The 20,045-nt window shown below is 72.0% G+C and carries 21 protein-coding genes; 9 read left to right on the top strand and 12 right to left on the bottom strand.

Annotation, left to right across the window (positions count from 1 at the left end; genetic code table 11):
• Nucleotides 1–19: 19 nt before the first annotated feature.
• From FXF51_RS54695 to FXF51_RS54685, 3 genes are read right to left on the bottom strand one after another with little or no spacing between them, the layout of a single operon-like run.
• The gene (locus tag FXF51_RS54695; RefSeq protein WP_148442809.1) at nucleotides 20–841 is read right to left on the bottom strand and encodes a carbohydrate ABC transporter permease; all 822 of its coding nucleotides are present in this window, start codon (nucleotides 839–841) and stop codon (nucleotides 20–22) included.
• Nucleotides 841–1,815 (bottom strand): carbohydrate ABC transporter permease, encoded by a 975-nt coding sequence (locus tag FXF51_RS54690; protein WP_148442808.1) that lies wholly within the window; start codon nucleotides 1,813–1,815, stop codon nucleotides 841–843. The genes FXF51_RS54695 and FXF51_RS54690 overlap by 1 nt, the downstream gene beginning before the upstream one ends.
• Nucleotides 1,812–3,098 (bottom strand): ABC transporter substrate-binding protein, encoded by a 1,287-nt coding sequence (locus FXF51_RS54685; RefSeq protein ID WP_148442807.1) that lies wholly within the window; start codon nucleotides 3,096–3,098, stop codon nucleotides 1,812–1,814. Before FXF51_RS54685 ends, FXF51_RS54690 begins: the two co-directional genes overlap by 4 nt.
• A 231-nt stretch (nucleotides 3,099–3,329) precedes the next feature.
• On the opposite strand from FXF51_RS54685, the gene FXF51_RS54680 reads away from it, so the two are divergent.
• Both FXF51_RS54680 and FXF51_RS54675 read left to right on the top strand, forming a co-directional pair.
• A complete protein-coding gene (locus FXF51_RS54680; RefSeq protein WP_148442806.1) occupies nucleotides 3,330–4,364 on the top strand; it encodes a LacI family DNA-binding transcriptional regulator in 1,035 nt (344 codons plus the stop codon).
• Nucleotides 4,361–5,380, top strand: coding sequence for a hydroxyacid dehydrogenase (locus FXF51_RS54675; protein WP_262380515.1), 1,020 nt, complete (start codon nucleotides 4,361–4,363; stop codon nucleotides 5,378–5,380). Before FXF51_RS54680 ends, FXF51_RS54675 begins: the two co-directional genes overlap by 4 nt.
• 65 nt (nucleotides 5,381–5,445) lie before the next feature.
• Here FXF51_RS54675 and FXF51_RS54670 read toward each other — a convergent pair whose 3' ends face one another.
• Nucleotides 5,446–6,870 carry an MFS transporter gene (locus FXF51_RS54670; protein ID WP_262380514.1) on the bottom strand — a complete coding sequence of 475 codons (1,425 nt, stop codon included), beginning with the start codon at nucleotides 6,868–6,870 and terminating at the stop codon, nucleotides 5,446–5,448.
• A gap of 127 nt (nucleotides 6,871–6,997) precedes the next feature.
• Here FXF51_RS54670 and FXF51_RS54665 point away from each other — a divergent pair, with 127 nt between their 5' ends.
• The 3 genes from FXF51_RS54665 to bla all read left to right on the top strand — a co-directional run bounded on the left by FXF51_RS54665 (nucleotide 6,998) and on the right by bla (nucleotide 8,934).
• Entirely contained in the window at nucleotides 6,998–7,435 is a 438-nt protein-coding gene (locus tag FXF51_RS54665; RefSeq protein WP_187415084.1) for a MarR family winged helix-turn-helix transcriptional regulator, read from the top strand.
• Nucleotides 7,436–7,464: 29 nt separating this feature from the next.
• Nucleotides 7,465–7,866 carry a hypothetical protein gene (locus tag FXF51_RS54660; RefSeq protein ID WP_148442804.1) on the top strand — a complete coding sequence of 134 codons (402 nt, stop codon included), beginning with the start codon at nucleotides 7,465–7,467 and terminating at the stop codon, nucleotides 7,864–7,866.
• A 147-nt stretch (nucleotides 7,867–8,013) separates the two neighbouring features.
• Nucleotides 8,014–8,934 carry a class A beta-lactamase gene (gene bla, locus FXF51_RS54655; RefSeq protein WP_148442803.1) on the top strand — a complete coding sequence of 307 codons (921 nt, stop codon included), beginning with the start codon at nucleotides 8,014–8,016 and terminating at the stop codon, nucleotides 8,932–8,934.
• Here the strand turns inward: bla and FXF51_RS54650 are convergent.
• The 4 genes from FXF51_RS54650 to FXF51_RS54635 are packed head-to-tail and all read right to left on the bottom strand — an operon-like array spanning nucleotide 8,931 to nucleotide 13,608.
• On the bottom strand, nucleotides 8,931–9,884 hold the full coding sequence (locus tag FXF51_RS54650) for a squalene cyclase (RefSeq protein WP_148442802.1): 954 nt from the start codon (nucleotides 9,882–9,884) through the stop codon (nucleotides 8,931–8,933). The two genes, bla and FXF51_RS54650, sit on opposite strands and share 4 nt — an antisense overlap.
• 43 nt (nucleotides 9,885–9,927) lie before the next feature.
• Nucleotides 9,928–11,655, bottom strand: coding sequence for a bifunctional metallophosphatase/5'-nucleotidase (locus FXF51_RS54645; RefSeq protein ID WP_148442801.1), 1,728 nt, complete (start codon nucleotides 11,653–11,655; stop codon nucleotides 9,928–9,930).
• A gap of 52 nt (nucleotides 11,656–11,707) precedes the next feature.
• Entirely contained in the window at nucleotides 11,708–12,130 is a 423-nt protein-coding gene (locus tag FXF51_RS54640) for a MarR family winged helix-turn-helix transcriptional regulator (RefSeq protein WP_148442800.1), read from the bottom strand.
• Nucleotides 12,127–13,608: an MFS transporter gene (locus FXF51_RS54635; protein ID WP_187415083.1), complete on the bottom strand. Its 1,482-nt coding sequence runs from the start codon at nucleotides 13,606–13,608 to the stop codon at nucleotides 12,127–12,129. The genes FXF51_RS54640 and FXF51_RS54635 overlap by 4 nt, the downstream gene beginning before the upstream one ends.
• Nucleotides 13,609–13,706: 98 nt before the next feature.
• Between FXF51_RS54635 and FXF51_RS54630 the strand changes: the two genes are divergently transcribed.
• Nucleotides 13,707–14,114 carry a nuclear transport factor 2 family protein gene (locus FXF51_RS54630; RefSeq protein ID WP_148442799.1) on the top strand — a complete coding sequence of 136 codons (408 nt, stop codon included), beginning with the start codon at nucleotides 13,707–13,709 and terminating at the stop codon, nucleotides 14,112–14,114.
• Nucleotides 14,115–14,595: 481 nt separating this feature from the next.
• On the opposite strand, the gene FXF51_RS54625 is transcribed toward FXF51_RS54630, so the two are convergent.
• Genes FXF51_RS54625 through FXF51_RS54615 form a run of 3 tightly spaced genes read right to left on the bottom strand, consistent with a single transcriptional unit; the run spans nucleotide 14,596 to nucleotide 17,221 of the window.
• On the bottom strand, nucleotides 14,596–15,108 hold the full coding sequence (locus tag FXF51_RS54625) for a GerMN domain-containing protein (protein WP_148442798.1): 513 nt from the start codon (nucleotides 15,106–15,108) through the stop codon (nucleotides 14,596–14,598).
• On the bottom strand, nucleotides 15,105–16,538 hold the full coding sequence (locus FXF51_RS54620) for a sensor histidine kinase (RefSeq protein ID WP_222871899.1): 1,434 nt from the start codon (nucleotides 16,536–16,538) through the stop codon (nucleotides 15,105–15,107). The genes FXF51_RS54625 and FXF51_RS54620 overlap by 4 nt, the downstream gene beginning before the upstream one ends.
• 8 nt (nucleotides 16,539–16,546) lie before the next feature.
• Complete coding sequence (locus tag FXF51_RS54615) at nucleotides 16,547–17,221, bottom strand: response regulator transcription factor (protein ID WP_187415082.1); 675 nt, start codon at nucleotides 17,219–17,221, stop codon at nucleotides 16,547–16,549.
• Nucleotides 17,222–17,413: 192 nt separating this feature from the next.
• On the opposite strand from FXF51_RS54615, the gene vanY-N reads away from it, so the two are divergent.
• The 3 genes from vanY-N to FXF51_RS54600 all read left to right on the top strand — a co-directional run bounded on the left by vanY-N (nucleotide 17,414) and on the right by FXF51_RS54600 (nucleotide 19,316).
• On the top strand, nucleotides 17,414–17,962 hold the full coding sequence (gene vanY-N, locus FXF51_RS54610) for a D,D-peptidase/D,D-carboxypeptidase VanY-N (protein WP_148442796.1): 549 nt from the start codon (nucleotides 17,414–17,416) through the stop codon (nucleotides 17,960–17,962).
• Nucleotides 17,963–18,078: 116 nt separating this feature from the next.
• On the top strand, nucleotides 18,079–18,945 hold the full coding sequence (locus FXF51_RS54605) for an AraC family transcriptional regulator (protein ID WP_148442795.1): 867 nt from the start codon (nucleotides 18,079–18,081) through the stop codon (nucleotides 18,943–18,945).
• A 35-nt stretch (nucleotides 18,946–18,980) separates the two neighbouring features.
• Nucleotides 18,981–19,316 carry a hypothetical protein gene (locus FXF51_RS54600; RefSeq protein ID WP_148442794.1) on the top strand — a complete coding sequence of 112 codons (336 nt, stop codon included), beginning with the start codon at nucleotides 18,981–18,983 and terminating at the stop codon, nucleotides 19,314–19,316.
• A 2-nt stretch (nucleotides 19,317–19,318) separates the two neighbouring features.
• On the opposite strand, the gene FXF51_RS54595 is transcribed toward FXF51_RS54600, so the two are convergent.
• Nucleotides 19,319–20,035 carry a pentapeptide repeat-containing protein gene (locus FXF51_RS54595; RefSeq protein ID WP_148442793.1) on the bottom strand — a complete coding sequence of 239 codons (717 nt, stop codon included), beginning with the start codon at nucleotides 20,033–20,035 and terminating at the stop codon, nucleotides 19,319–19,321.
• Nucleotides 20,036–20,045: the final 10 nt, after the last annotated feature.

Raw genomic sequence — 20,045 nt, 5'->3', positions numbered from 1 at the left:
TCAGCCTTGACCGAAGAGGTCAGCCTTTGATGCCGGTGAGCAGGACGCCTCTGACGATCCACCGCTGCGCGATGAGGAACAGGGCGACCAGGGGCAGGATGGCCACGAGCGCACCGGCGAACAGCGCCGGCAGGTTGACCGCCTGCTGGTTGAGGTTGGTCGACAGCGCCACCTGCACCGTCCAGAACTCCGGGTCCTGGCCGATGACGAGCGGCCACAGGAACGCGTTCCAGTGCTCGATGAAGGACAGGATGCCGAGCGAGGCGAACAGGGCCCCGGAGTTGGGCAGCGCGAGCCGCCCGTACAGGCCGAGGTAGCCCAGGCCGTCCACCCGGCCCGCGTCCTCCAGCTCGCGCGGGAAGCGCAGGTAGAAGCCGCGGAACAGGAGCACCGCGAACGCGCTGAACAGGCCGGGGACGATCAGCCCCCACATCGTGTTGACGCCGCCGAGCGAGCCGACCACCACGAACGTCGGGATGAACGTGGCCGCGCCCGGCACCATCATGGTGGCGATGATGAAGAAGAACGCCGGTTTCGCGGCGGGCACGGGGACGCGGGCCAGCGCGTACCCGGCCATGGAGGCCAGCAGCGTCGACAGCGGCGCGGAGATCGCGGCGATCAGGAACGAGTTCCACAGCGCGTGCGCGAGCGGCACGGCCTCGTTGCCGAACGCGTCCGCGAAGCCCTGGAAGGTGACCGTCTCCGGCCACCAGTGCCAGTCGAGCGAGCCCAGTTCCCGCCTGGTCATCAGCGCGTTGCGGATGAGCAGGTAGAACGGCAGCAGGAACGGCACCGCGAAGACGATCACCGCCGCGTACGAGCCCAGATGCCGTTTCCTCATCAGCCCTCCTCCTCGCTCCTGCCGAACCCGGCGAAGCGGCCCTGCAGCAGCGTGAACACCACGATGAGCATGGTCACCACGAACGCCCCCGCCGACCCGGCGCCGTAGTTCTGCTCGCCGAGCGCCGTCTGGAACAGGTGGATCAGCGGCGTGCGGCCGTCGGCGCGGCCCAGCCCCGACAGGTTGGAGGCCAGGATGTTGTAGAACTCGTCGAACGCCTGGAACGCGTTGATGATCAGCAGCAGCACCACGGCCACGGACGTGTTGCGCAGCATCGGCCAGGTGATGTGCCGGAACAGCCTGCCCTCGGACTCGGCGCCGTCCACCCGGGCCGCCTCGTAGAGCTGGGCGGGCACCTGCTGGATGCCGGCCAGGAACAGGATCATGTAGAAGCCGGTCTGCAGCCACAGCCGCACCGTGACCAGCACGATCCAGTACAGCGGCGGGTCCACGGTCGCCACCCAGCCGATCGAGTCCTGGTAGCCGAGCAGGTAGGCGAGGCTGTTGGCGACGCCCGACGGCGTGCCGCTGAACAGGCTCATCTTCCACACCAGCGCGCCCACCACGTACGAGACGGCCGCCGGGATGAAGAACGTGGTGCGGAACAGCGCCCGGCCCCGCCGCAGCCGGTTCACCAGCACCGCCAGGCCCAGTGACACGGCGAACGTCACCGGCACGATGAACAGCGTGAACAGCAGGATCGTGACCAGCGACCGGGTGAAGGCCGGGTCGCTCAGCAGGCGCCGGTAGTTCTCCAGGCCGTTCCAGTCGCCGAGCGCGATCGTGCCGCGGGCGTCGTTGAAGCTGAGCAGCAGCCCCCAGCCGATGGCCACGTACTTGAACACGAACAGCCCCGCCACCATCGGCAGCGTGAGCAGCAGGAACGCGCGCCAGGCGGGCCAGCGCGCGGCCCGCCGCCCCGGAGCGCGGCGGGACCGCCCGGTGGCGGGGCGGGCCGGAGCCGTCGCCGTCATAGCACCGGAACCTTGTCCAGGATGTCCTGCGACCGCTTGGCCGCCGCCGCCAGCGTCTTGTCCGCGTCGGCGCCCTTGCCGACGATCGCCAGGATCGCGTCCTCGTACGGCGCGCGGACCTCGGGCGTCCACAGCGCCGGCTGCTTGATGCCGCTGGCGGCCACCGCGTCCATGACGGTCTTGGCCGGGCCGGTGTTCAGCTTGTCGGCCTTGGCGGCGGCGCTGTTGCGGGGCGGGATGTGGAAGCCGTAGGCCAGGCTCCAGTCGGTCTGGGCGGCGGTGTTGTCCACCCACAGCCAGCGCACGTACTTCTTGGCGGCCTCCAGGTGGGCGCTCTTGCCGTTGACGACCTGCACCCAGCCGCCCATGTTGACCACGGCCTGCCCGCCCGGCCCGAACGGCGGCAGCGCGAAGGCGTCGAAGTCGTCGCCCAGCGCCTCGGTCAGGCCGGGCACCGCCCACAGGCCGCACCACTGCATGGCCGCCGCCCCGTTGATCAGCGCGCCGGGGTCCCACCAGTCGGTGGAGTAGCCCTGGAGGGTGGCCTTGGCCTCGTAGAGGTCCCTGAGCGCGGTCAGCACCTCGGCCACCTTCGGGTCGTCGTAGGTGATCTCGCGCTCGTTCACCAGGAGGTTGCCGTTCGACCAGGCCCCCACCAGGCCCAGGTCGCCGATGCCGTCGTTGCCGACGAACAGGCCCTTCTGCTTGCCCTGGGTGAGCTTCTTGGCCGCCGCGGAGAACTCCGCGAAGCTCGTCGGGACGCTCACGCCGGCCTTCTGGAGGAGCGACTTGCGGTAGAAGACCAGCATCGGATCGATGATCATGGGCACCGCGTACACCTGGCCGCCCCACGTGTACGGCGCCAGCACCTTGGCGTTGAAATCGGCCTTCTCCGCACCCAGCACGTCGTCCAGCGGGGTGACCTGGCCGGCCTTGACCATGTTCGGGCTGACGTCGTTGACCTCGTAGACGTCGGGGCCTTCCGCGGTGAGCACGGCGGCCGTCCACTTGGTGGCGTAGTCGCCGGGGATCCAGGAGACCTTGACCGCGATGTCGGGGTTGGCCTTGGTGAAGTCGGCGGCGTACTTCATGGCCGCCTGCTGCGTGCCCTCCTCGCCGTACTCGTGGTACCAGTGCGTCAGGGTGATCTGGGCGCCGCTCCCGGCGGGCGCGGCCGTGCCCTTGGCCAGCGGGTCTCCGGTGGAGCACGCGGAGACGGCGGCGCCGGCGACGAAGAGCACGGAGCCTTTCAGAAGTCCGCGCCGGGTGAGTGGTCTGTCCATCGGGGCCACCTCTCGCTGGGGGGAATGAGTCGGGGCCGATGTCAGGTAACCGGTTACTTCAGACGTCGTGAGCCGGACGCTAGACGCGGATCTCCTGTGCCGTCAATGCGCTGTTAACTTTTCGTTACAAACGAGCTGGGGGCGGGCTTGACGGGTCCGGATGGATCTCCTAGCGTCCAGGACACTGCTCAAGTAACCGATTACCTGATCGGCGCTCACCTGGGAGATCGCATGACCACACCCCGACGCGTCACCATCAGGGACGTGGCCAGGAAGGCCGGAGTCTCGGTCGCCACCGTCTCCCGCGTGCTGGGCGGCGAGTACCCGGTGCTGGCGGCCACCCGCAACAAGGTCATGCGTGCCGTGCGCGAGCTCGACTACGTCCCCAACGCGCACGCCCGGGCCCTGTCGGCGGCCCGCCCCGGGGCCATCGCGATCGTCGTCAACACCATCGCGGTGCCGTACTACGCGCTGATCGCCCAGGGGGTGGAGGACCAGGCCGCGCAGGAGGGCAGGCTGTCGCTGATCTGCACCACCGGCGGCGACAACGGCCGCGAGCTGTCCATCGTGCAACTCCTGCGCGAGCAGCGCGCCGAGGCCGTCATCCTGGTCGGCAGCGTGATCGTGGACGAGGAGTACCGCAAGCGCATGACCGAGTACGCCCACGCGCTGGCCGCCGCCGGCTCCCGCCTCGTCCTGTGCGGCCGGCCACCGCTGGGGGAGGGGGCGCCCGCCCTCGTGGTCGGCTTCGACAACACCGGCGGCGCGCGCGCCGTGACCGCCCACCTGCTCTCGGCCGGCCACCGCAGGATCCTCTACCTGGGCGTACGGCCGGGCCACACCACCTCCGACACCCGCGTGGCCGGGTATCGCGGCGCGCTGGCCGAGTACGGCGTGCCCGCCGACCCGTCCCTGGAGGTCGCGGCGGAGTTCGACCGCGACGCCGGATACGCCGCGATGCGCCGCCGCCTGGCCGCGGGGCCGCCCGACTTCACCGCCGTCTTCGCGGGCAACGACCTCGTCGCCGCGGGAGCGATCCAGGCGCTGCACGAGCACGGGCTGCGGGTGCCCGCCGACATGTCCATCGTCGGCTACGACGACGTGCCGCCCGCCCAGGACCTGCACCTGACCACCGTGCACCTGCCGCACGACGAGCTGGGCCGGGCCGCCGTACGCCTCGCGCTCGGCCGGCTGACCACCAGCCCGCTGACGCTCGGCACCCATATCGTGGTCCGCGACTCGGTCAGGCCCCTCGGGCCCCGATGACCGCGCCCACGATGCGGGTCAAGGCCCCCCTGATGGCGTTCGCGATGCAGCCGCCGCTGCTGCCCGAGCTGTTCCCGCTCGACCTGCGCCGCCGCCTGTCGCTGGTCGGGCGCGTGCACGAACGCGTCATCGACGCCTTCGACGGCCCGCTCGACGCCGAGATCCTGATCACCGGGTGGGGCTGCCCGCGCATCGACGCCGACGTCCTGGCCGGCGCGCCCCGGCTGCGGGCCGTCGTCCACGCGGCGGGCAGCGTCAAGGGGCACCTGACGGCGGCGGTGTTCGACCGAGGCATCGCCGTGTCGTCGGCGGCGCAGGCCAACGCCGTGCCGGTGGCCGAGTTCACGCTCGCCATGCTGGTGCTGGCGGCCAAGCAGGCGTTCGCCAGGGCGCGGGCGTACACGGCGGGCGGCTGGTCCGGCGACGCGCTGCCCGGCGTAGCCACCCCGGGGGAGCGCGGCGGGCTGGGCGGCGCGACCGTCGGGGTGATCGGCGCGTCCCGGGTGGGCCGCCTCGTCATCGGCGGGCTGCGGTCGCACGGGGCGCGGGTGCTGCTCAGCGACCCCTACGTGACAGCGGAGGAGGCGGCGCGGCTGGGCGTCTCGATCGTGCCGCTGGACGAGCTGTGCCGCGCGGCCGAGCTGGTCACCGTGCACGCGCCCGAGCTGCCGCAGACACGCGGGCTGCTGGACGGCCGGCGGCTGGCGCTGCTGCGCGACGGGGCCGTGGTGGTCAACACCGCGCGCGGCGCGCTCATCGACACCGCCGCTCTGGTCCGCGAGTGCTCAGGCGGGCGGATCTCGGCCGTGCTCGACGTCACCGATCCCGAGCCGCTGCCCGCCGGGCATCCGCTGCTCGGCCTGCCCAACGTGCTGGTGACGCCGCACATCAGCGGGGCCAGGGGCAGGGAGCTGCGCAGGCTGGGGGAGTTCGCCGTGGCGGAGGTGGAGCGGCTGGTCAGGGGACGGCCGCTGCGCGGCGCCGTCCGCGTGGCCGACCTCAACCGGATCGCCTGACCAGGGGAGGCGCGCCCGGCTGGCGGCGCGGGTCCCGCCGGGCGAGCACCGCTTCGTGTTCACGGTCAGGACTTGACCGCCTCCGGCACGGGCGTCCCGGCCTGCTCGTCGCGGTCGCGGCGGCCGGGCAGGGTCATGGTGACCGCCGCCGCCACCAGGGCCGCGCCGCAGCCGATGAGCAGGCCCGTGCGGAACCCGGTCTCGGACGGCAGCGGGTGCCCGCCGAAGTCGATGGTGAGCTGTGACAGGACGACGCCGATCACGGCGGCGGACACGGTGGTGCCGATCGAGCGCATCAGGGTGTTGAAGCTGTTGGCCGCGCCGGTCTCGGACAGCGGCACCGCGCCCATGATGAGGGCGGGCATCGAGCCGTACGCGAAGCCGACGCCGATCGCGATGACGCAGGTGATCACCAGCATGCCCCAGGTGGAGCCGAGCAGCGCCAGCGACAGGCCGTACCCGAGCGCCATGACGAGGCTGCCGACGAGGAGCGTGGTCTTGGGGCCGCGGGCGGCCGACAGGCGGGCGCCGATCGGCGAAATGATCATCATCATCAGGCCGGACGGCGCCATCCACAGGCCGGCGGCAAGCATCGACTGGCCCAGGCCGTAGCCGGTGGCGGCCGGGAGCTGGAGGATCTGGATGACGATCAGCGACTGCGCGTACATGGAGAAGCCGACCACGATCGAGGCCACGTTCGTCAGCAGCACCTGAGGGCGGGCGGTGACCCGCAGGTCCACCAGCGGGTCGCGGACCCGCAGCTCCCACCAGCCCCACGCGGGCAGCAGCACCACCGCGGCGCCCAGCAGGCCGAGCGTGGTGCCGCTCGACCAGCCCCAGTCGGCGCCCTTGGAGACGCCGAGCAGCAGGCACACCAGGGCCGCGCCGAGGCCGAGCGCGCCGGCCAGGTCGATGCGCCCCCGCGCCTTGGCGGGCGTGGCCGGCACCAGCAGCCAGATCAGCAGGGCCACGACCAGGCTCAGCGCGGCCGAGCCCCAGAACAGCACCCGCCAGCTCGCGTACTCGGCGACCGCGGCCGACAGCGGCAGGCCGAGCGCGCCGCCGATGCCCATGGACGAGCTCATCAGCGCGATCGAGGGCCCCAGCCGGTGCGGCGGCAGCACGTCACGCAGGGCGCTGATCCCCAGCGGGATCATGCCCATGCCCATGCCCTGCAGCCCCCGCCCGATGACCATCGGAGCCAGGGACCCGGCGAACGCGCAGACGACGCAGCCCACGACCAGCGGCACCGAGCAGACGAGCATCATCCGGCGCTTGCCGTACAGGTCGCCTAAGCGGCCCATCACCGGCGTCGTGACGGCTCCCGCCAGCAGCGTGACCGTGATCACCCAGGAAGCGTTCGACGCCGTGGTGCGCAGCAGGGCCGGCAGCACGCCGATCAGCGGCACGACCAGGGTCTGTGACAGTGCGGCGACGATGCCGGCCACGGCCATCACGGTGACGATGCCCTGGGAGCGAGTGTCTTCCACGCGGATCCCCCTCGAAACTCTCGACGTCGGAAGAGATGTGCACACTACACATAGTGTGTTACATGCACATTGTGCGGGAATTCGCCGCCGATAGGCTGACCCGCATCGGATGGACAGAAGGACCGGCATGGACAAGCCCACGCACCTGATCGAGTACGAGACGATGCTGCTCGGCCAGCACCGCCACCTCGACCGCAGCGCGTACATCCTGCTCAGCCGCATCCGCATGGCGGGCCCGATGTCCATCGGGCAGCTCAGCGAGGCCTTCCGGCTCGACGTGTCCACCCTCAACCGGCACACCTCCGCGCTGCTGCGCCAGGGCCTGGCCGAGCGCATCCCCGACCCGCAGGGCGGCATCGCCCGCAAGTTCCGCCTCACCGAGGAGGGCGAGCGTTACCTCGACGCCGAGCGGGCCAGGAACATCAACGGACTGGAGAAGGTGCTGGCCGGGTGGAGCGCCGACGACGTCGCCGCCTTCGCCGCCTATCTCAAGCGCTTCAACACCGACATCGAACGCCTCGGCGGCCGTCCCTGGCCCCGCCCGGACCGCGAGGCAGGCGTGTAGGACCTGGGGCTCCGGGTAGCCGTGAGCAGGTGAGTCACGTAGAGGAATTCGGCTTCGCCTTCGAGGAACGCTACCGTCCGCTGCTCGCCGTCCTCGGCATCCGCCCCTCGACCTGCCGGTTGACACTGAGCGACGAGTTGCTGCGGGTGCGGTTCGGGCCGTGGCTGGTGCTGTCGCCCCGGCACAACGTGACCGGCGCGGAGCCGTCCGGGCCGTTCTCGCCGCTCAAGGCGATCGGGGTGCGCGTGTCGATGGCCGACGGCGGGCTGACGTTCGGCAGCAGCACCACGCAGGGCGTCTGCATCACGTTCCGGCGGTCGGTGTCCGGCAGCGAACCCCTCGGCGTGCTCCGCCATCCCGGCCTGACGGTCACGGTCGAGGACCCGGCCCGCCTGATCGGCCTGATCACCGCGCGCAGCCGCGCCGCCTGACCCGCCACCGCGCCCTGCGGGCCTGCCCTGTGACCAGCATCCATATGCGAGCGGATATCGGCGCGAGGCCGATACCGCTATTAGACAGACCTTGATCGCATCTGCTTGGCTCCTGAGCTCCGGACGAACCAGCGAAGGACTGAGCAGATGCGACACCTGTGCGCCGCGACCGCCCTGACGATCGCCCTCGTGGGCGGCGCCGGAGTGACCACCGGCACCGCCTCGGCCTCGGCAGCGGCGCCGGCGGTGGCCGTCGCCGCCGAGGCCGCGGTCAAGAAGGAGCTGCGGGCGCTGGAGGTGGCCTTCAAAGGACGCATCGGCGCCTACGCCATCGACACCGCCACCGGGAAGACCCTGACCTACCGGGCCGGCGAGCGGTTCCCCATGCTGTCCACGTTCAAGGCGCCCCTGTGCGCCGCCGTCCTGCACCTGGCCCGTACCCGGCAGCCGGGCCTGATGAGCAGGCGCATCACGTGGACGGCCGCCGACATGAAGCCCAACTCGCCCGTCACCGAGAAGCACGTCAAGGACGGGCTCACCGTCTCCGAGCTGTGCGTGGCGGCCGTGACCCAGAGCGACGGAACCGCGTCCAACCTGCTGATGAAGCTCATCGGCGGGCCCAAGGGGATGACCGCGTTCTTCCGCACGCTCAAGGACCCGGTCTCCCGCATGGACCGCTGGCACCCCGAGCTGAACGACTGGACCCCCAAGGACAAGCGCGACACCACCACCCCCGCCGCCATGGCCGCCGACCTGCGCGCCCTCGCCACCGGAACGGCCCTGCACGCCAAGGACCGCGAGCAGCTCGTCGCCTGGCTGCTCGCGAGCAAGGTCGGCGCGGAACGCATCCCCGCCGGCCTGCCCGGCACGTGGACGATCGCCCACAAGACCGGCACCAACTCCGACGGCTTCGGCGGCGGCAACGACATCGCCGTCATCTGGCCGCGCAAGGGCGGCGCTCCGATCATCATGGCCGTCTACACCAACCGGACCCCCGGCCTGCCCACCGACAACCGGACCATCGCCAGGACCGCGACCGTCCTGGCCAAGGGCCTCGGCAGGCTCTAGGAGCCCCACCAGTCGAGCACCCGCGTCCCGTACAGGGTCAGCCACTTCGACGGCTCACCCTCCGGCACGTCCACCTCGAACCACACCTCCCCGGCCAGCGGGCGGCCCTGCGGCCAGGTGCCGTCCGGCTGCCGGGCGGCCCGGATCCGCTCGATCGCCGCGGCCATGCGCGGGTCCGGCGGCACGCCGTCGCCCAGCGCCGACCGGCGGAAGTAGTCGGCCGCGTTGAGCACGCTGTAGAGCCAGCGGAACGGGTAGACGAAGCGGTCCACCCATGGTGCCACCGGCTCGCCCGTGGACAGGCGGCGGAAGAGCCCGCGCCGCAGCAGGTACTCCTCGCCGGCCCGCCGGGCGGCCCGCGTCGCCTCCGTGCCGCCGGTCGCCAGGTCGTAGGCGAGCAGGCCCTTGAGCGAGTTCAGCGTGGAGTGGAACGACGAGCGCGCGGAACCCTCCACCCACTCGCAGTTCCAGCCGCCGTCCGGCAGCCGGTGCGCCACGAACCACTCCACGATGCCGGTGACGTCGGCGCCGAGCCACAGGCCGTTCTCCACCGTCCAGGCGTTGATGCAGCAGTCGACCTCGCCGCCCCAGTACGGCAGGTCCTCGTACTCCCAGCGGCTGTTCTTCGCGAGCAGCTCGGCCGTGCCGCGCAGGGCGGCGGCGTCGAGGCCCCACTCGCGCAGCGTGTTCAGCGTCCACGTCGTCGCCGTCCAGGGCTGGCCGTCCGCGGTGGGGGAGAAGTCGTGACCGGCGGGGAAGAACGCGCCGCCCGCCCACTGGCCGTCCGGGTCCTGGAGGGCCAGCAGGCGGGCGCCGAAACCCTCGGTCGCCACCCTGGCGCGCGTCGCCTCCCAGACCTCGGGCGGTTCGTGCAGCAGGTCCCGTTCGACCTGCCAGCGCAGGGCCGGGTCGGAGTCGAGCAACCACGGGATCAGGGCGTCGGCCACCATGACGCGCAGTCTGGCACGGCGGGCGCGCCCACGGCCACGCCGCTCAGGGGGTGCGGAAGGTGATGCGGTCGGCGGGCTCGGTCACCGGGTCGTCCGCCGGGCCGCGCACTTGCAGGTAGTCGGCCAGTGCCTCGGTGTCGGTGCCGTTGCTCACCCGATTCTGGCCCTCCCGCATGACGGTGAAGTTGTCGCCGCCGGAGGCCACGTAGTCGTTGGCGGTCACTCGATACGTTCTGCCCGGCTCCAGGGCTTTGCCGTCGAGCCTGATGCTGGAGGCGACGACCTGGTCACCGCCTGACTTGGTGGTGTCCACGGTGTAGGTGAAGCCCTCCGACACCTGGAGCACCATGTCCCGCGACTGGTTGATGAACTGCTGGCGCAGCAGCGTGACGATCTGGGCGCCGGTCAGGTCGAGGGTGGTCATGGGCGTGGAGAAGGGCTGCACGGCGAAGACGCGGGCGTAGGTGACCGCGCCGCCGTTCTCGTACACCAGGTCCGATCTGATCGCGCCGGGCGTGACGAACGCGACCCGCGCCCCCTGCGACTTGCCGGCGGCGAGCTGGGCGTCGGCGATGACCTTGCCGAGCGGCTTCTCCAGTGCCTCGGAGCCGCGTCCGCGCAGCTCCTTGGCGATGTAGCCGACCACCTTGTTCGCGACCGGCGCGATCAGCTTCTCCCAGCGGGCGATGAGCGCGGCCTGGTCGGGGTCCTCGGGCACGTCGCGGGTGACGATCACGTTGCGGGCGCGGATCCCGGACCGGACGAAGTCGCCCGCCTGGCGGTCGTAGGGCAGCGTGATGTCGGTGAACATCTTGGTGAACGAGGAGGTGCTGGTCACCAGGCGGCGCGCGCCGCCGGGGTCGGGGATGGTGCACACGTGCGACTGGTTGGTGTGCCCGGCGACGATGAGGTCGATCTCCGGGTCGAGCTGCTCGGCCAGCCCGACGATGGGCCCCGACAGGCCGGAGCCCGGGCCGCCGGCGTCGCAGTCGTAGTCGTAGATCTGGCTGGCCGCCTTGCCGCCCTGGTGCAGCAGCAGCACGATCGCCTCGACGCCCTCGCGGCGCAGCTCGGGGACGTACTTGCGCGCGGTGCTGACCTCGTCCAGGAAGCGCAGGCCCGCGGCGGCCGCCGGCTCCAGGTCGGCGGGCGTGTCCTTCAGCGTCATGCCGAGGAAGCCGATCTTGACGCCGGGGGCGGCGGTCCTCACCACGTACGGCGGGAAGATCGGCTTGCCGGTGGCCGTCTCGATGACGTTCGCGGCCAGGTAGGGGAAGGACGCGCCGCGGAACGGGCGCCCGGCCTGGGCGCAGCCGTCCTGCGGGTGGCAGCCGCCCTCCTGCATGCGCTTCAGCTCCACCAGGCCCTCGTCGAACTCGTGGTTGCCCACGGTCGAGACCCGCAGCCCCATCAGGCCGAGCGACTCGATGGTCGGCTCGTCGTGGTAGGCCGCCGACAGCAGCGGGCTGGCCCCGATGTTGTCGCCCGCCGAGACGGTGAGGCTGTGCTGCTTCCGCGCCCGCTTCAGGTGGGTGGCCAGGTACGCCGCCCCGCCCGCCGGCACCTCCACCGGCTTGCCGCCCGCCCCCTGGGTGGTCACCATGCCGGTGCCGCCGGCGGGCGGCTCCAGGTTGCCGTGGAAGTCGTTGATCGCCAAGAGCTGGATCGGTACGGGAGGCTCGGCCGCCCGCGCCACCGCTGAGGGGAGCAGCACCGCCGTGACGGCGGCGACGGCGGCCACGACCCTGCGCCGCCCTGTCGGAATCTTCATGCGCGACAAGGTAACGCAGAGAGTAACTCTTTGTATACATAGAGTAATTGTCTCAGGTGAGCAGCCTGGCCATGATGCGGTCGAGGTCGGCCAGGTCGCCGGGGCCGAGCGCGAGCAGGGAGCGCGGCGGGCGGGCCAGGATGCGCTCGGCCTCCTCGGCGACGGCCGTCCCCGCCGGGGTGAGGGTGACGATCTTGCTGCGGCGGTCGTCGGGGGAGACGCTCCGGGTGACGTAGCCGCGCTGCTCCAGGTCGTCCACCATCAGGGTGGTGTACGGCTTGTCGGTGGACAGCTCGGCGGTCAGCTCCCGCATCGTCATCGGCCCCGCGAGCAGCCGGCGCAGCGCCTTGACCCGGAAGAAGCTGATGCCGAGCGTCTCGGCGACCTCCTTGCGGCGGTCCTCCTGGCGCAGGACGAGGTCGTACATGGCGGCCCAGACGCGGGCCACCGCCTCCTGGTCCGGGGGGTCGATCATGAGGTGTCCGCCGTTCTGTCGGAAGCCTGCGCGAGCCGTTCGGCGGTACGGGCGGCGCTGTGGCGGGCCCAGCCGGTCGTGGTCAGGATACCGAGCAGCACGATCGCCAGGCCGCATCCCGCGATGACCCACCAGGCGACGTGGCTGGCCGCGGGGAACCCGGTGGCGAACGGTCCCACGACGGCCGAGGTGACCAGCGCGCCGAGGACCGCCACGCCCAGCGACTGGCCGATCTGCCTGCTGGTGGAGGCCACGGCCGCGGCCACCCCGGCCTGGGCGCGCGGCATGCCGGAGACGGCCGTGTTGGTGATCGGTGCGTTCACCATGCCGAAGCCCAGCCCGAACAGCACGTACGCGGCCATGAGCTGCCAGATCGGCGTGTCCGCCGACAGCCCCGTCATGATCAGGCCGCTGCCCGTCATGGTGACCCCGGCCAGGAGCAGCGGCACGCGGGGGCCGGCGTTGCCGACGATCCGGCCGGACAGGGGAGCGCACACCACGGTCAGCGCGGCCATGGGCAGCGTGTAGAGGCCGGCGTGCAGGGCGGACAGGCCCAGCACGTCCTGGAGGTAGAGGGTGTTGAGGAACAGGAAGCCGCCCAGCGCGGCGAACGCGCACACGGCGATGACGGTGGCGCCGGCGAACGGCACGCTGCGGAAGAAGCGCAGGTCGATCAGGGGTTCGGCGCGGCGCAGCTCGTACGGTGCCAGGCAGGCCAGCGCCAGCGCGGCCACGGCGAAGCAGCCCAGCGTGCGCGGCGAGCCCCAGCCGGCGGCGGGCGCCTCGATGAAGGCGTACGTCAGGGTGGCCAGCAGCACGATCACCAGCAGTTGCCCGACCGGGTCCGCGCGGCGCGGGCGCGGCGAGCGCGACTCGGGAACGAACAGCGCGCACAGCACGAACGCGGCCACCCCCACCGGGATGTTGATCCAGAAGATCGACTGCCAGCCGACGGAGCCGACGAGCGTGCCGCCGACCAGCGGGCCGAGCGCCATGCTGACGCCGACCACGGCGCCCCACACGCCGATGGCCCGCGCGCGCTCGCGGGGCTCGGTGAAGGTGTTCGTGATGATCGACATGGCGACGGGGTTGAGCATGGAGCCGCCGACCGCCTGCAGCGCCCGCGCCGCGATCAGCCAGCCCAGGCTGGGCGCGAGGGAGCACATGAGCGAGCCGAGCGTGAACAGCGTCAGGCCCGTCTGGAACGTGCGGCGGCGGCCGACCCGGTCGCCGGTCGAGCCGGCCAGCATGAGCAGGCTCGCCAGGACGACCGTGTAGGCGTCGATGATCCACTGCAGGCCGGAGACGGAGGCGTTGAGGTCGCGGCGGATGGCGGGCAGCGCGATGTTCACGATCGTGTTGTCCAGGCCGACGATGAACAGGCTCATGCAGCAGATGGCCAGGACGAGCATCCGCCGGCGGGGGCTGAGGGCCGGGGCGGTCGCGGCCGGAGCGGTCGCCGATCTGGTTATAGGCATATAACGATTATATTCGCACAACTAATGGTTTGTACCGCCTCGCCGGCTATGTATAGTTGGTCCTGCCAACGTTGGTTCAACCAATGAAAGAGGATGTCATGACCACGTCGCTGACCGACCGTTTCGAGATCGCCGACCTGTTCACCCGTTTCGCCGGCCTGCTCGACGAAGGGAACTGGGAAGGCGCGGCCACCGTCTTCGCCGAGGACGTGGCGGTGCACTCGCCGCGCGGAGGCGAGCTGCGCGGCCTCGACAAGGTCGTCGCCTTCATGCGCGGATCCGAGGTCGAGGGGCAGCACACCCAGCACACGACCACGGACCTGCTGGTGGAGCTCGACGGCGACCAGGCGACCGCCACCGCCAACTCGCTCGTGTACTACTACCGCGCCGGCCAGGCGCCGCACTTCACGGGCGGCCTGCGGATGAGGTCCACCGTGGTGCGGACGGCGGCGGGCTGGCGGATGAGCGAGGTGCGCATCACGCCCGCCTGGACGCGCGAGAACTGATCACCGCCCGGATCCCTGCCGCCCACCCACACCACGTCGATGGGCGCAGGTCGACGTTCGCGGCGGGCAGCCCGGCCGCGCAGCCGGGAGGCCCGACGGGCTTCGGCCGGGCCTGCGACGGACAGGCTCGTGCCGTAGCCGATGGCGGGGCAGATCTCGCCGAGGTGGAGATCGTCTCCCAGGACGCGCCCCTTCGCGGCCTCGCTCCGGCGCAGCCCCGCGTCCACGTCGCGCGTGGCGTCGACCTGGGTGGTGAGCTTCCTGACCCGCACCTGGCCCTGCGGCGGCGGGGTCCGGTAGGGGAGGGGGATCTCGCACATCGCCACCGGGACGGCCCCATCGGCGGGCGCCAGGTTCCCGGGCCGGTCGCCGTCCTCCCACGCCCCGGCGGCCGAGGCGGGGCAGCCTGGCACGAACGTACGCGGTGACCGGCCCGCGCGGCGGGCTGCTTGAGCTGGCGAGGCTCCTGCCGCAGCCGGGATCAGCCGCCCTGGCCCCTGGCAGGCTCCTGCGGAGGACCGATCGTTCCCGGCACCTGCGGGCACTGCTGGGGATCGACCTCCTCCCCATGACCCACCACGGTGATCCGGGCACGATCCTCCGGCACCGCGGCGGCCAGCGTGCACACGATCTGCTCGACCGCCAGGGGGGACAGCTCACCGCCCGGCGTGGCCGGGTTCACCATCAGGTGGCCGCCGGAGGCGTCGCTGACCGAGAAGGGCGCGGCGTCGGCCGGCACCTCGGTGGTGAACCCCTGTGACCGTTCGCTGGCGGTGGGCCCCTCTGCCAGCAGGGTGAGCGCGTTCGCCTGGGTCGCCCGGCGATCGGGCCGCGTCACCGCGCTGAGCCGGTCGTCCTTGACCAGGAAGATGGTGACCCGCGCACTCGGGGCGACGAGCCCGCTGGGCGGGTCGCCGCCGGGGATGACGCCGGTGGGCCGCACACCGCAGCCCGCCAGGGCCACCACTACCACCAGCGAGAGTGCCATTCTCATGCGGGTTCTCCATCCGGTTCGGGAGCCGGGCGCGGCAGGCGCAAAGTGAACACCGCGCCCCCGTCTGGGCCGGCGTTGGCGACGGTGAGGTCGCCCCCGTGCAGCAGCGCGTTCTCCCGGGCGATGGCGAGGCCGAGCCCGCTGCCCTCCGACCTGGCCCGGGCCGCGCTGGCCTTGTAGAACCGGTCGAACACGTGCGGCAGCACCGCCTCGTCCAGCCCCGGCCCGTGGTCGCGCACCTCCAGGACGATCCAGCCGGGCTCGGCGCGCAGCCGTACCGACACGGGGGGCTCGCCGTGCCGCAGGGCGTTGCCGACGAGGTTCGCCAGGACGACGTCCACGCGGCGCGGGTCCAGCCGCGCCGTGACGCCGGCCGGCAGGTCGGCGTCCACCGTGCCGGACCAGCCCCGGACGCGCAGGGTCGCCCGCACCAGCTCGCCCACGTCCACCTCGTTCAGCGCGAGGACGGCGACGCCTGAGTCGAACCTGCTGATCTCGATGAGGTCGTTCACCAGCCCGGTCAGGTTGAGCGTCTCCTGGCTGACGAGCTTGGCGGCGCGTCCCGCCGGCTCCGGCAGGCGGGCCGCCTCCTCGTCCAGGACGTCGGCGACGGCGGCGAGCGCGGCCAGCGGGGTGCGCAGCTCGTGGGACACGTCGGCCACGAACCGGCGGGCGTCGGCCTCCATCCCGCGCAACTGCTCGACGTGCCGTTCCAGCTCCGCGGCGGTGTCGTTGAACGTGTGCGCCACGTCGGCCAGCTCGTCGGAGCCGCGCACCTCGATCCTGGCGCGCAGCTCGCCCTGGCCCAGCAGGCGGGCCGCCCGGCCCAGCTCGCGCACCGGGCGCAGCACCCCCCGGGTGGCCAGCCAGGCGAGGGCGACCGCGAACGCCAAAGCGGCGCCGCCGGCGAGCCAGGCGGCCATGGCCAGCTCGTCGATGCTGTCCTGCTCGGGCTGCAGGCTGCGGACGACGTACACCTCGATGCCGGACGTCCGCGTCGCGCGGCCCGGCTCGACGATCAGCATCGGCGCGCCGATGACCAGGTAGGGGCGGCCCTGCCACAGGACGCGCTGCCACCCGATGTCGCCGCCGGCCACCAGGTCCCGCAGCCCGCCGGGGATCAGCTCGACGTCGAGGCCGGAGGGGGAGCGCGCCTGCCCGTAGAGGGCGACCGCGGCGAGGTTGCCGTCCTTGACGGTGCCGGCGATCTCGCCGAGCTCGGCCGGGCCCGGCTCCAGGTCACGCAGCGGGTAGAGCGTCTCCAGGCGGTCCGTCATCGCGTACGCCGCGGCGTCCTGCGTCCGTTCCAGGATGGCGGTGCGGGCCTGCACGTAGATCCCGCCGGCCACCGCGGCCGCGGTGACGACGCACAGCAGGGCGAACGCGGCCATCAGCCGCGCGCGCAGCCCCAGGCCGGGACGGGGTGTCACCGGGCGGCTCACACCGGCCCGAACCGGTATCCGAACCCGCGTACCGTCTGCACGTAGACGGGCGCCGCCGAGTCGTCCTCGATCTTGGCGCGCAGCCGCTGCACGCACGCGTCCACGAGCCGCGAGTCGCCGAAGTAGCCGTGCTCCCACACCGACTCCAGCAACTGCTGGCGGCTGTGCACGCGGCCCGGCGTGCCGGAGAGCTCCAGCAGCAGGCGCAGCTCGGTGGGGGCGAGGCTGACGGGCTCGCCGCGCAGGGAGACCACCAGCCCGGCCCGGTCGATGGTCAGGTCGCCGTGCCGCTCCAGCTCCGCCTGGTCCCGGCCGATCCGCCTGAGCACCGCGCGGATGCGCGCGTCCAGCACCCTGGGCTGCACCGGCTTGACGACGTAGTCGTCCGCGCCCGCCTCCAGCCCGGCCACCACGTCCATGTCGTCGCCGCGCGCGGTCAGCATGATGATCGGCACCTCGCCGGCGGCGCGGATGCGCCGGCAGACCTCGAAGCCGTCCATGCCGGGCAGCATCAGGTCGAGCACGACGACGTCGGGCAGGTCGGCGCGCAGCCGTTCCAGCCCCTGCTCGCCGGACTCCACGGCGCGCACCGAGTGCCCGTGCCGCGGCAGGGCCAGCTCCAGCCCCTCCCGGACGGCCGGATCGTCCTCGATCAACAACACTCGTGACACGCTGCCAAGCTTCACGGCACGCTCCGTAACTCGCCCCCGCCGGTCGGACCCCATCCACTATCGACCGGCTGTGTCCTCGCCTCGTCCGCGCCATGTCATGGTTGTGTCACGGCACGCCGACGGTTGCAGCCGTCGACGAACGGTGACATGCGGCGGACGACGCACGCACATTCGTCGCCAATCGTAATCGGCATGAACGAACCACGCACCCTGCCGCCTCGGCCCCGGGACCACCTGTTCGCCGTGGTCACGCTGGTGCTCGCCGTGCTGCTGCTGCCCGCGGCGTTCGTCCGCCGTCCCGGCCGCGCCCGCGAGCTGGCCTGCACGTGGGCCTTACGGCTCCGCTTCCCCGCCGAGGACCTCACCGGGCTCACCGACGGGGCCCTGGCGGCGTTCACCGCGGCCCGCACCGAGGCGCTCTGGCGGCACGGCCAGCTCATCGGCCTCACCTCGGGCTACCGCGACCCCGTCGTCCAGCAGCGGATGTTCGACGAGCAGGTGCGCCGCTGCGGCTCCCCGGCCCTGGCCCGCATGCTCGTCCTGCCGCCGGCGGAGTCCCCGCACGTCAGAGGGGTCGCGCTGGACGTGCGCCCGCACGAGGGCGCGCGCTGGCTGGAGGAGCACGGCGCCCGCTACGACCTCTACCGCATCTACGACAACGAGTGGTGGCACTTCGAGCACCGGCCGGGCAGCGGCGGCACGCCGCCGCCGCGACGGCCCAACCCGGCGTGGGCGCCGTGACGGAGGCGGCGCCGCGGCGTGCTCCGAACTGACCGGATCGGGCATGGATTGTCGGGTACGGCAGCATGGTCCGTCTCTACGGTGATGAGGCAAGAACGAAACGGAAGGGCGAAAGCGTGCTGGACGGGCTCAACGCGGCCTTGGAGTACATCGAGCGCAACCTCGACCGTCAGATCGAGGGCGTCGAGCTGGCGCGGATCGCGGTCACGTCGGAGTACCACTTCCGGCGGCTGTTCTCCGCGCTGGCCGGCATGCCGCTCTCGGAGTACGTCCGCCGCCGGCGGCTCACCGTCGCGGGCGCCGAGGTCGTCGGCGGCTCGGAGCCGCTGCTCGACATCGCGATCCGGCACGGATACGCCTCCGGCGAGGCGTTCGCGCGGGCGTTCCGCGCCGTGCACGGGGTGGGGCCGGGCGAGGCCCGGCGCACCGGCGCGGCGCTGCGCTCCCAGCCACGCATGTCCTTCCGCCTCATTGTCGAAGGGAACAGCACCATGCGATATCGGATCGTGGAGAAGCAGGCGTTCACCCTGGCGGGACGCAAGGCGCGCGTGCAGTTGGTGCACGAGGGGATGAACCCCGCCATCGTGGCGTTCGTCCGCGGTGTCGGCCAGGAGGCGCTCGACCGCATCGAGCGGCTTTCGGACCAGGAGCCGCGCGGCATCGTCAACGTGAGCGACAACCTGCCGGGCACCCGCGAGGAAGGGGTGGAGCTCGACTACTGGGTCGGCGTGGTGACGGGCGGGCAGGTGCCCGGCGACCTGGACACGCTGGCCGTCCCGGCGGGGGCGTGGGCGGTGTTCGAGAGCTCGGGGCCGTTCCCGCAGGCGTTGCAGCACCTGTGGCGGGACGTCTACACGCAGTGGTTCCCGGCCAACCCGTACCGCAGCCGGCCCGGGCCTGAGATGTCCGTGACGCGGGTGTCGGAGGACGGAAGTCAGGCGGACGCGGAGCTGTGGATCCCGGTGGAGCGGGTAACGGCCTGAGGGCGGCCGGTCCGGCTGATCTCTACAATCCAGGCATGTTCGAGATACCGCTGTTCACTCCGGTGGAGATCCAGGCCAAGGCGCACGACCTCATCGAGGCCGGGCGGTTCGACGAGGCGGTCAAGGTCCTGGAGGAGGAGGCGCAGGTCTCCGGCCGGGAGGCGCTGGACGCGGCCCGCACCCTGCGCCGGGGCGAACTCCTGCCTGACTTCCCCGGCCGGTGGCCGGAGGATCTGACGGGCCCGGTCACCGAGTTCCTGGCCGAGGGGCAGCGGAAGGCGGCCGTCTTCCTGGTACGCGACCGCAGGCGCCTCGGCCCCGCCGAGGCCGAGGCGTTCGTCGACGCGCTGGCCAGGGGCGAGGCCGGGTAGCGCTACGACCGCCGGAGGACCGCCAGCAGTTTCCCGGCCGCCTCCGGCGGCAACCCGTCGGTCACGAACGCCGCGTCCATGAACAGGTCCCGCTGACCGCCTTGGAGGTCGAACTCCAGGGTGTCGATCGTGGACAGCGCCTCCTCGCGCTCACTGGCGTCCGCCCACGTCTCGATCTCCCGCACCGCCGCCTTCAGGACGGCTGCCGCGTCACGCACGACGAGGTAGTCGTCCCCTTCGGGGAGCCGTTGCAGGCCGAGGTCGATCCCGCCGCGGAAGTCGACGTCCCGCAGGCGCGCCGCGCTGAAGTCGTTGCCCTCGTACCTGTTGACCGTGCGCCCCAGCTCGGCGTCGCGCGCCCAGGGGTCAGCGGAGAAGGTCACCGACTCCAGGGTCCCGGAGAAGACGCAGTCCACGAACTCGGCGTCCATGAAGGTGAGGTGCGACAGCCGCACGTCCAGGAACGAGCAGGAGACGAAGGTGGCGCGGCCGGGGTCGAGGCCGTCGCCCTTGAGGGTGCCGCCGTCGAACACGCAGCCGGTGAAGACGCTGGGCCGTTTGCCGGCGCCGAGGCAGCCTTTCGTGGCGTGAATGCCGCGGAAATCGCAGTCGGTGAGGTGGCTGCCGTTCGCGATGGAAATGACCGAGAAACGCTTGCCGGAATAGTCGGCGCCGTTCTGCTGGGCGGCGTTCAGATTCAATTCGTTTTTCGCTGCCACGGCTGCTCCT

It is taken from the genome of Nonomuraea sp. PA05, from assembly GCF_008086045.1.
GTDB classification, from domain to species: domain Bacteria; phylum Actinomycetota; class Actinomycetes; order Streptosporangiales; family Streptosporangiaceae; genus Nonomuraea; species Nonomuraea monospora.
Note: the sequence above shows the minus strand (reverse complement) of the source record. Positions and strands in the feature narration are given on the sequence as shown.

Bases quoted from the DNA above. Each gene is read 5' to 3' on its own strand.
- FXF51_RS54695 (WP_148442809.1), bottom strand. From the start codon at position 841: ATGAGGAAACGGCATCTGGGCTCGTACGCGGCGGTGATCGTCTTCGCG.
- FXF51_RS54690 (WP_148442808.1), bottom strand. From the start codon at position 1,815: ATGACGGCGACGGCTCCGGCCCGCCCCGCCACCGGGCGGTCCCGCCGC.
- FXF51_RS54685 (WP_148442807.1), bottom strand. From the start codon at position 3,098: ATGGACAGACCACTCACCCGGCGCGGACTTCTGAAAGGCTCCGTGCTC.
- FXF51_RS54680 (WP_148442806.1), top strand. From the start codon at position 3,330: ATGACCACACCCCGACGCGTCACCATCAGGGACGTGGCCAGGAAGGCC.
- FXF51_RS54675 (WP_262380515.1), top strand. From the start codon at position 4,361: ATGACCGCGCCCACGATGCGGGTCAAGGCCCCCCTGATGGCGTTCGCG.
- FXF51_RS54665 (WP_187415084.1), top strand. From the start codon at position 6,998: ATGGACAAGCCCACGCACCTGATCGAGTACGAGACGATGCTGCTCGGC.
- bla (WP_148442803.1), top strand. From the start codon at position 8,014: ATGCGACACCTGTGCGCCGCGACCGCCCTGACGATCGCCCTCGTGGGC.
- FXF51_RS54650 (WP_148442802.1), bottom strand. From the start codon at position 9,884: ATGGTGGCCGACGCCCTGATCCCGTGGTTGCTCGACTCCGACCCGGCC.
- FXF51_RS54645 (WP_148442801.1), bottom strand. From the start codon at position 11,655: ATGAAGATTCCGACAGGGCGGCGCAGGGTCGTGGCCGCCGTCGCCGCC.
- FXF51_RS54640 (WP_148442800.1), bottom strand. From the start codon at position 12,130: ATGATCGACCCCCCGGACCAGGAGGCGGTGGCCCGCGTCTGGGCCGCC.
- FXF51_RS54635 (WP_187415083.1), bottom strand. From the start codon at position 13,608: ATGCCTATAACCAGATCGGCGACCGCTCCGGCCGCGACCGCCCCGGCC.
- FXF51_RS54630 (WP_148442799.1), top strand. From the start codon at position 13,707: ATGACCACGTCGCTGACCGACCGTTTCGAGATCGCCGACCTGTTCACC.
- FXF51_RS54625 (WP_148442798.1), bottom strand. From the start codon at position 15,108: ATGAGAATGGCACTCTCGCTGGTGGTAGTGGTGGCCCTGGCGGGCTGC.
- vanY-N (WP_148442796.1), top strand. From the start codon at position 17,414: ATGAACGAACCACGCACCCTGCCGCCTCGGCCCCGGGACCACCTGTTC.
- FXF51_RS54600 (WP_148442794.1), top strand. From the start codon at position 18,981: ATGTTCGAGATACCGCTGTTCACTCCGGTGGAGATCCAGGCCAAGGCG.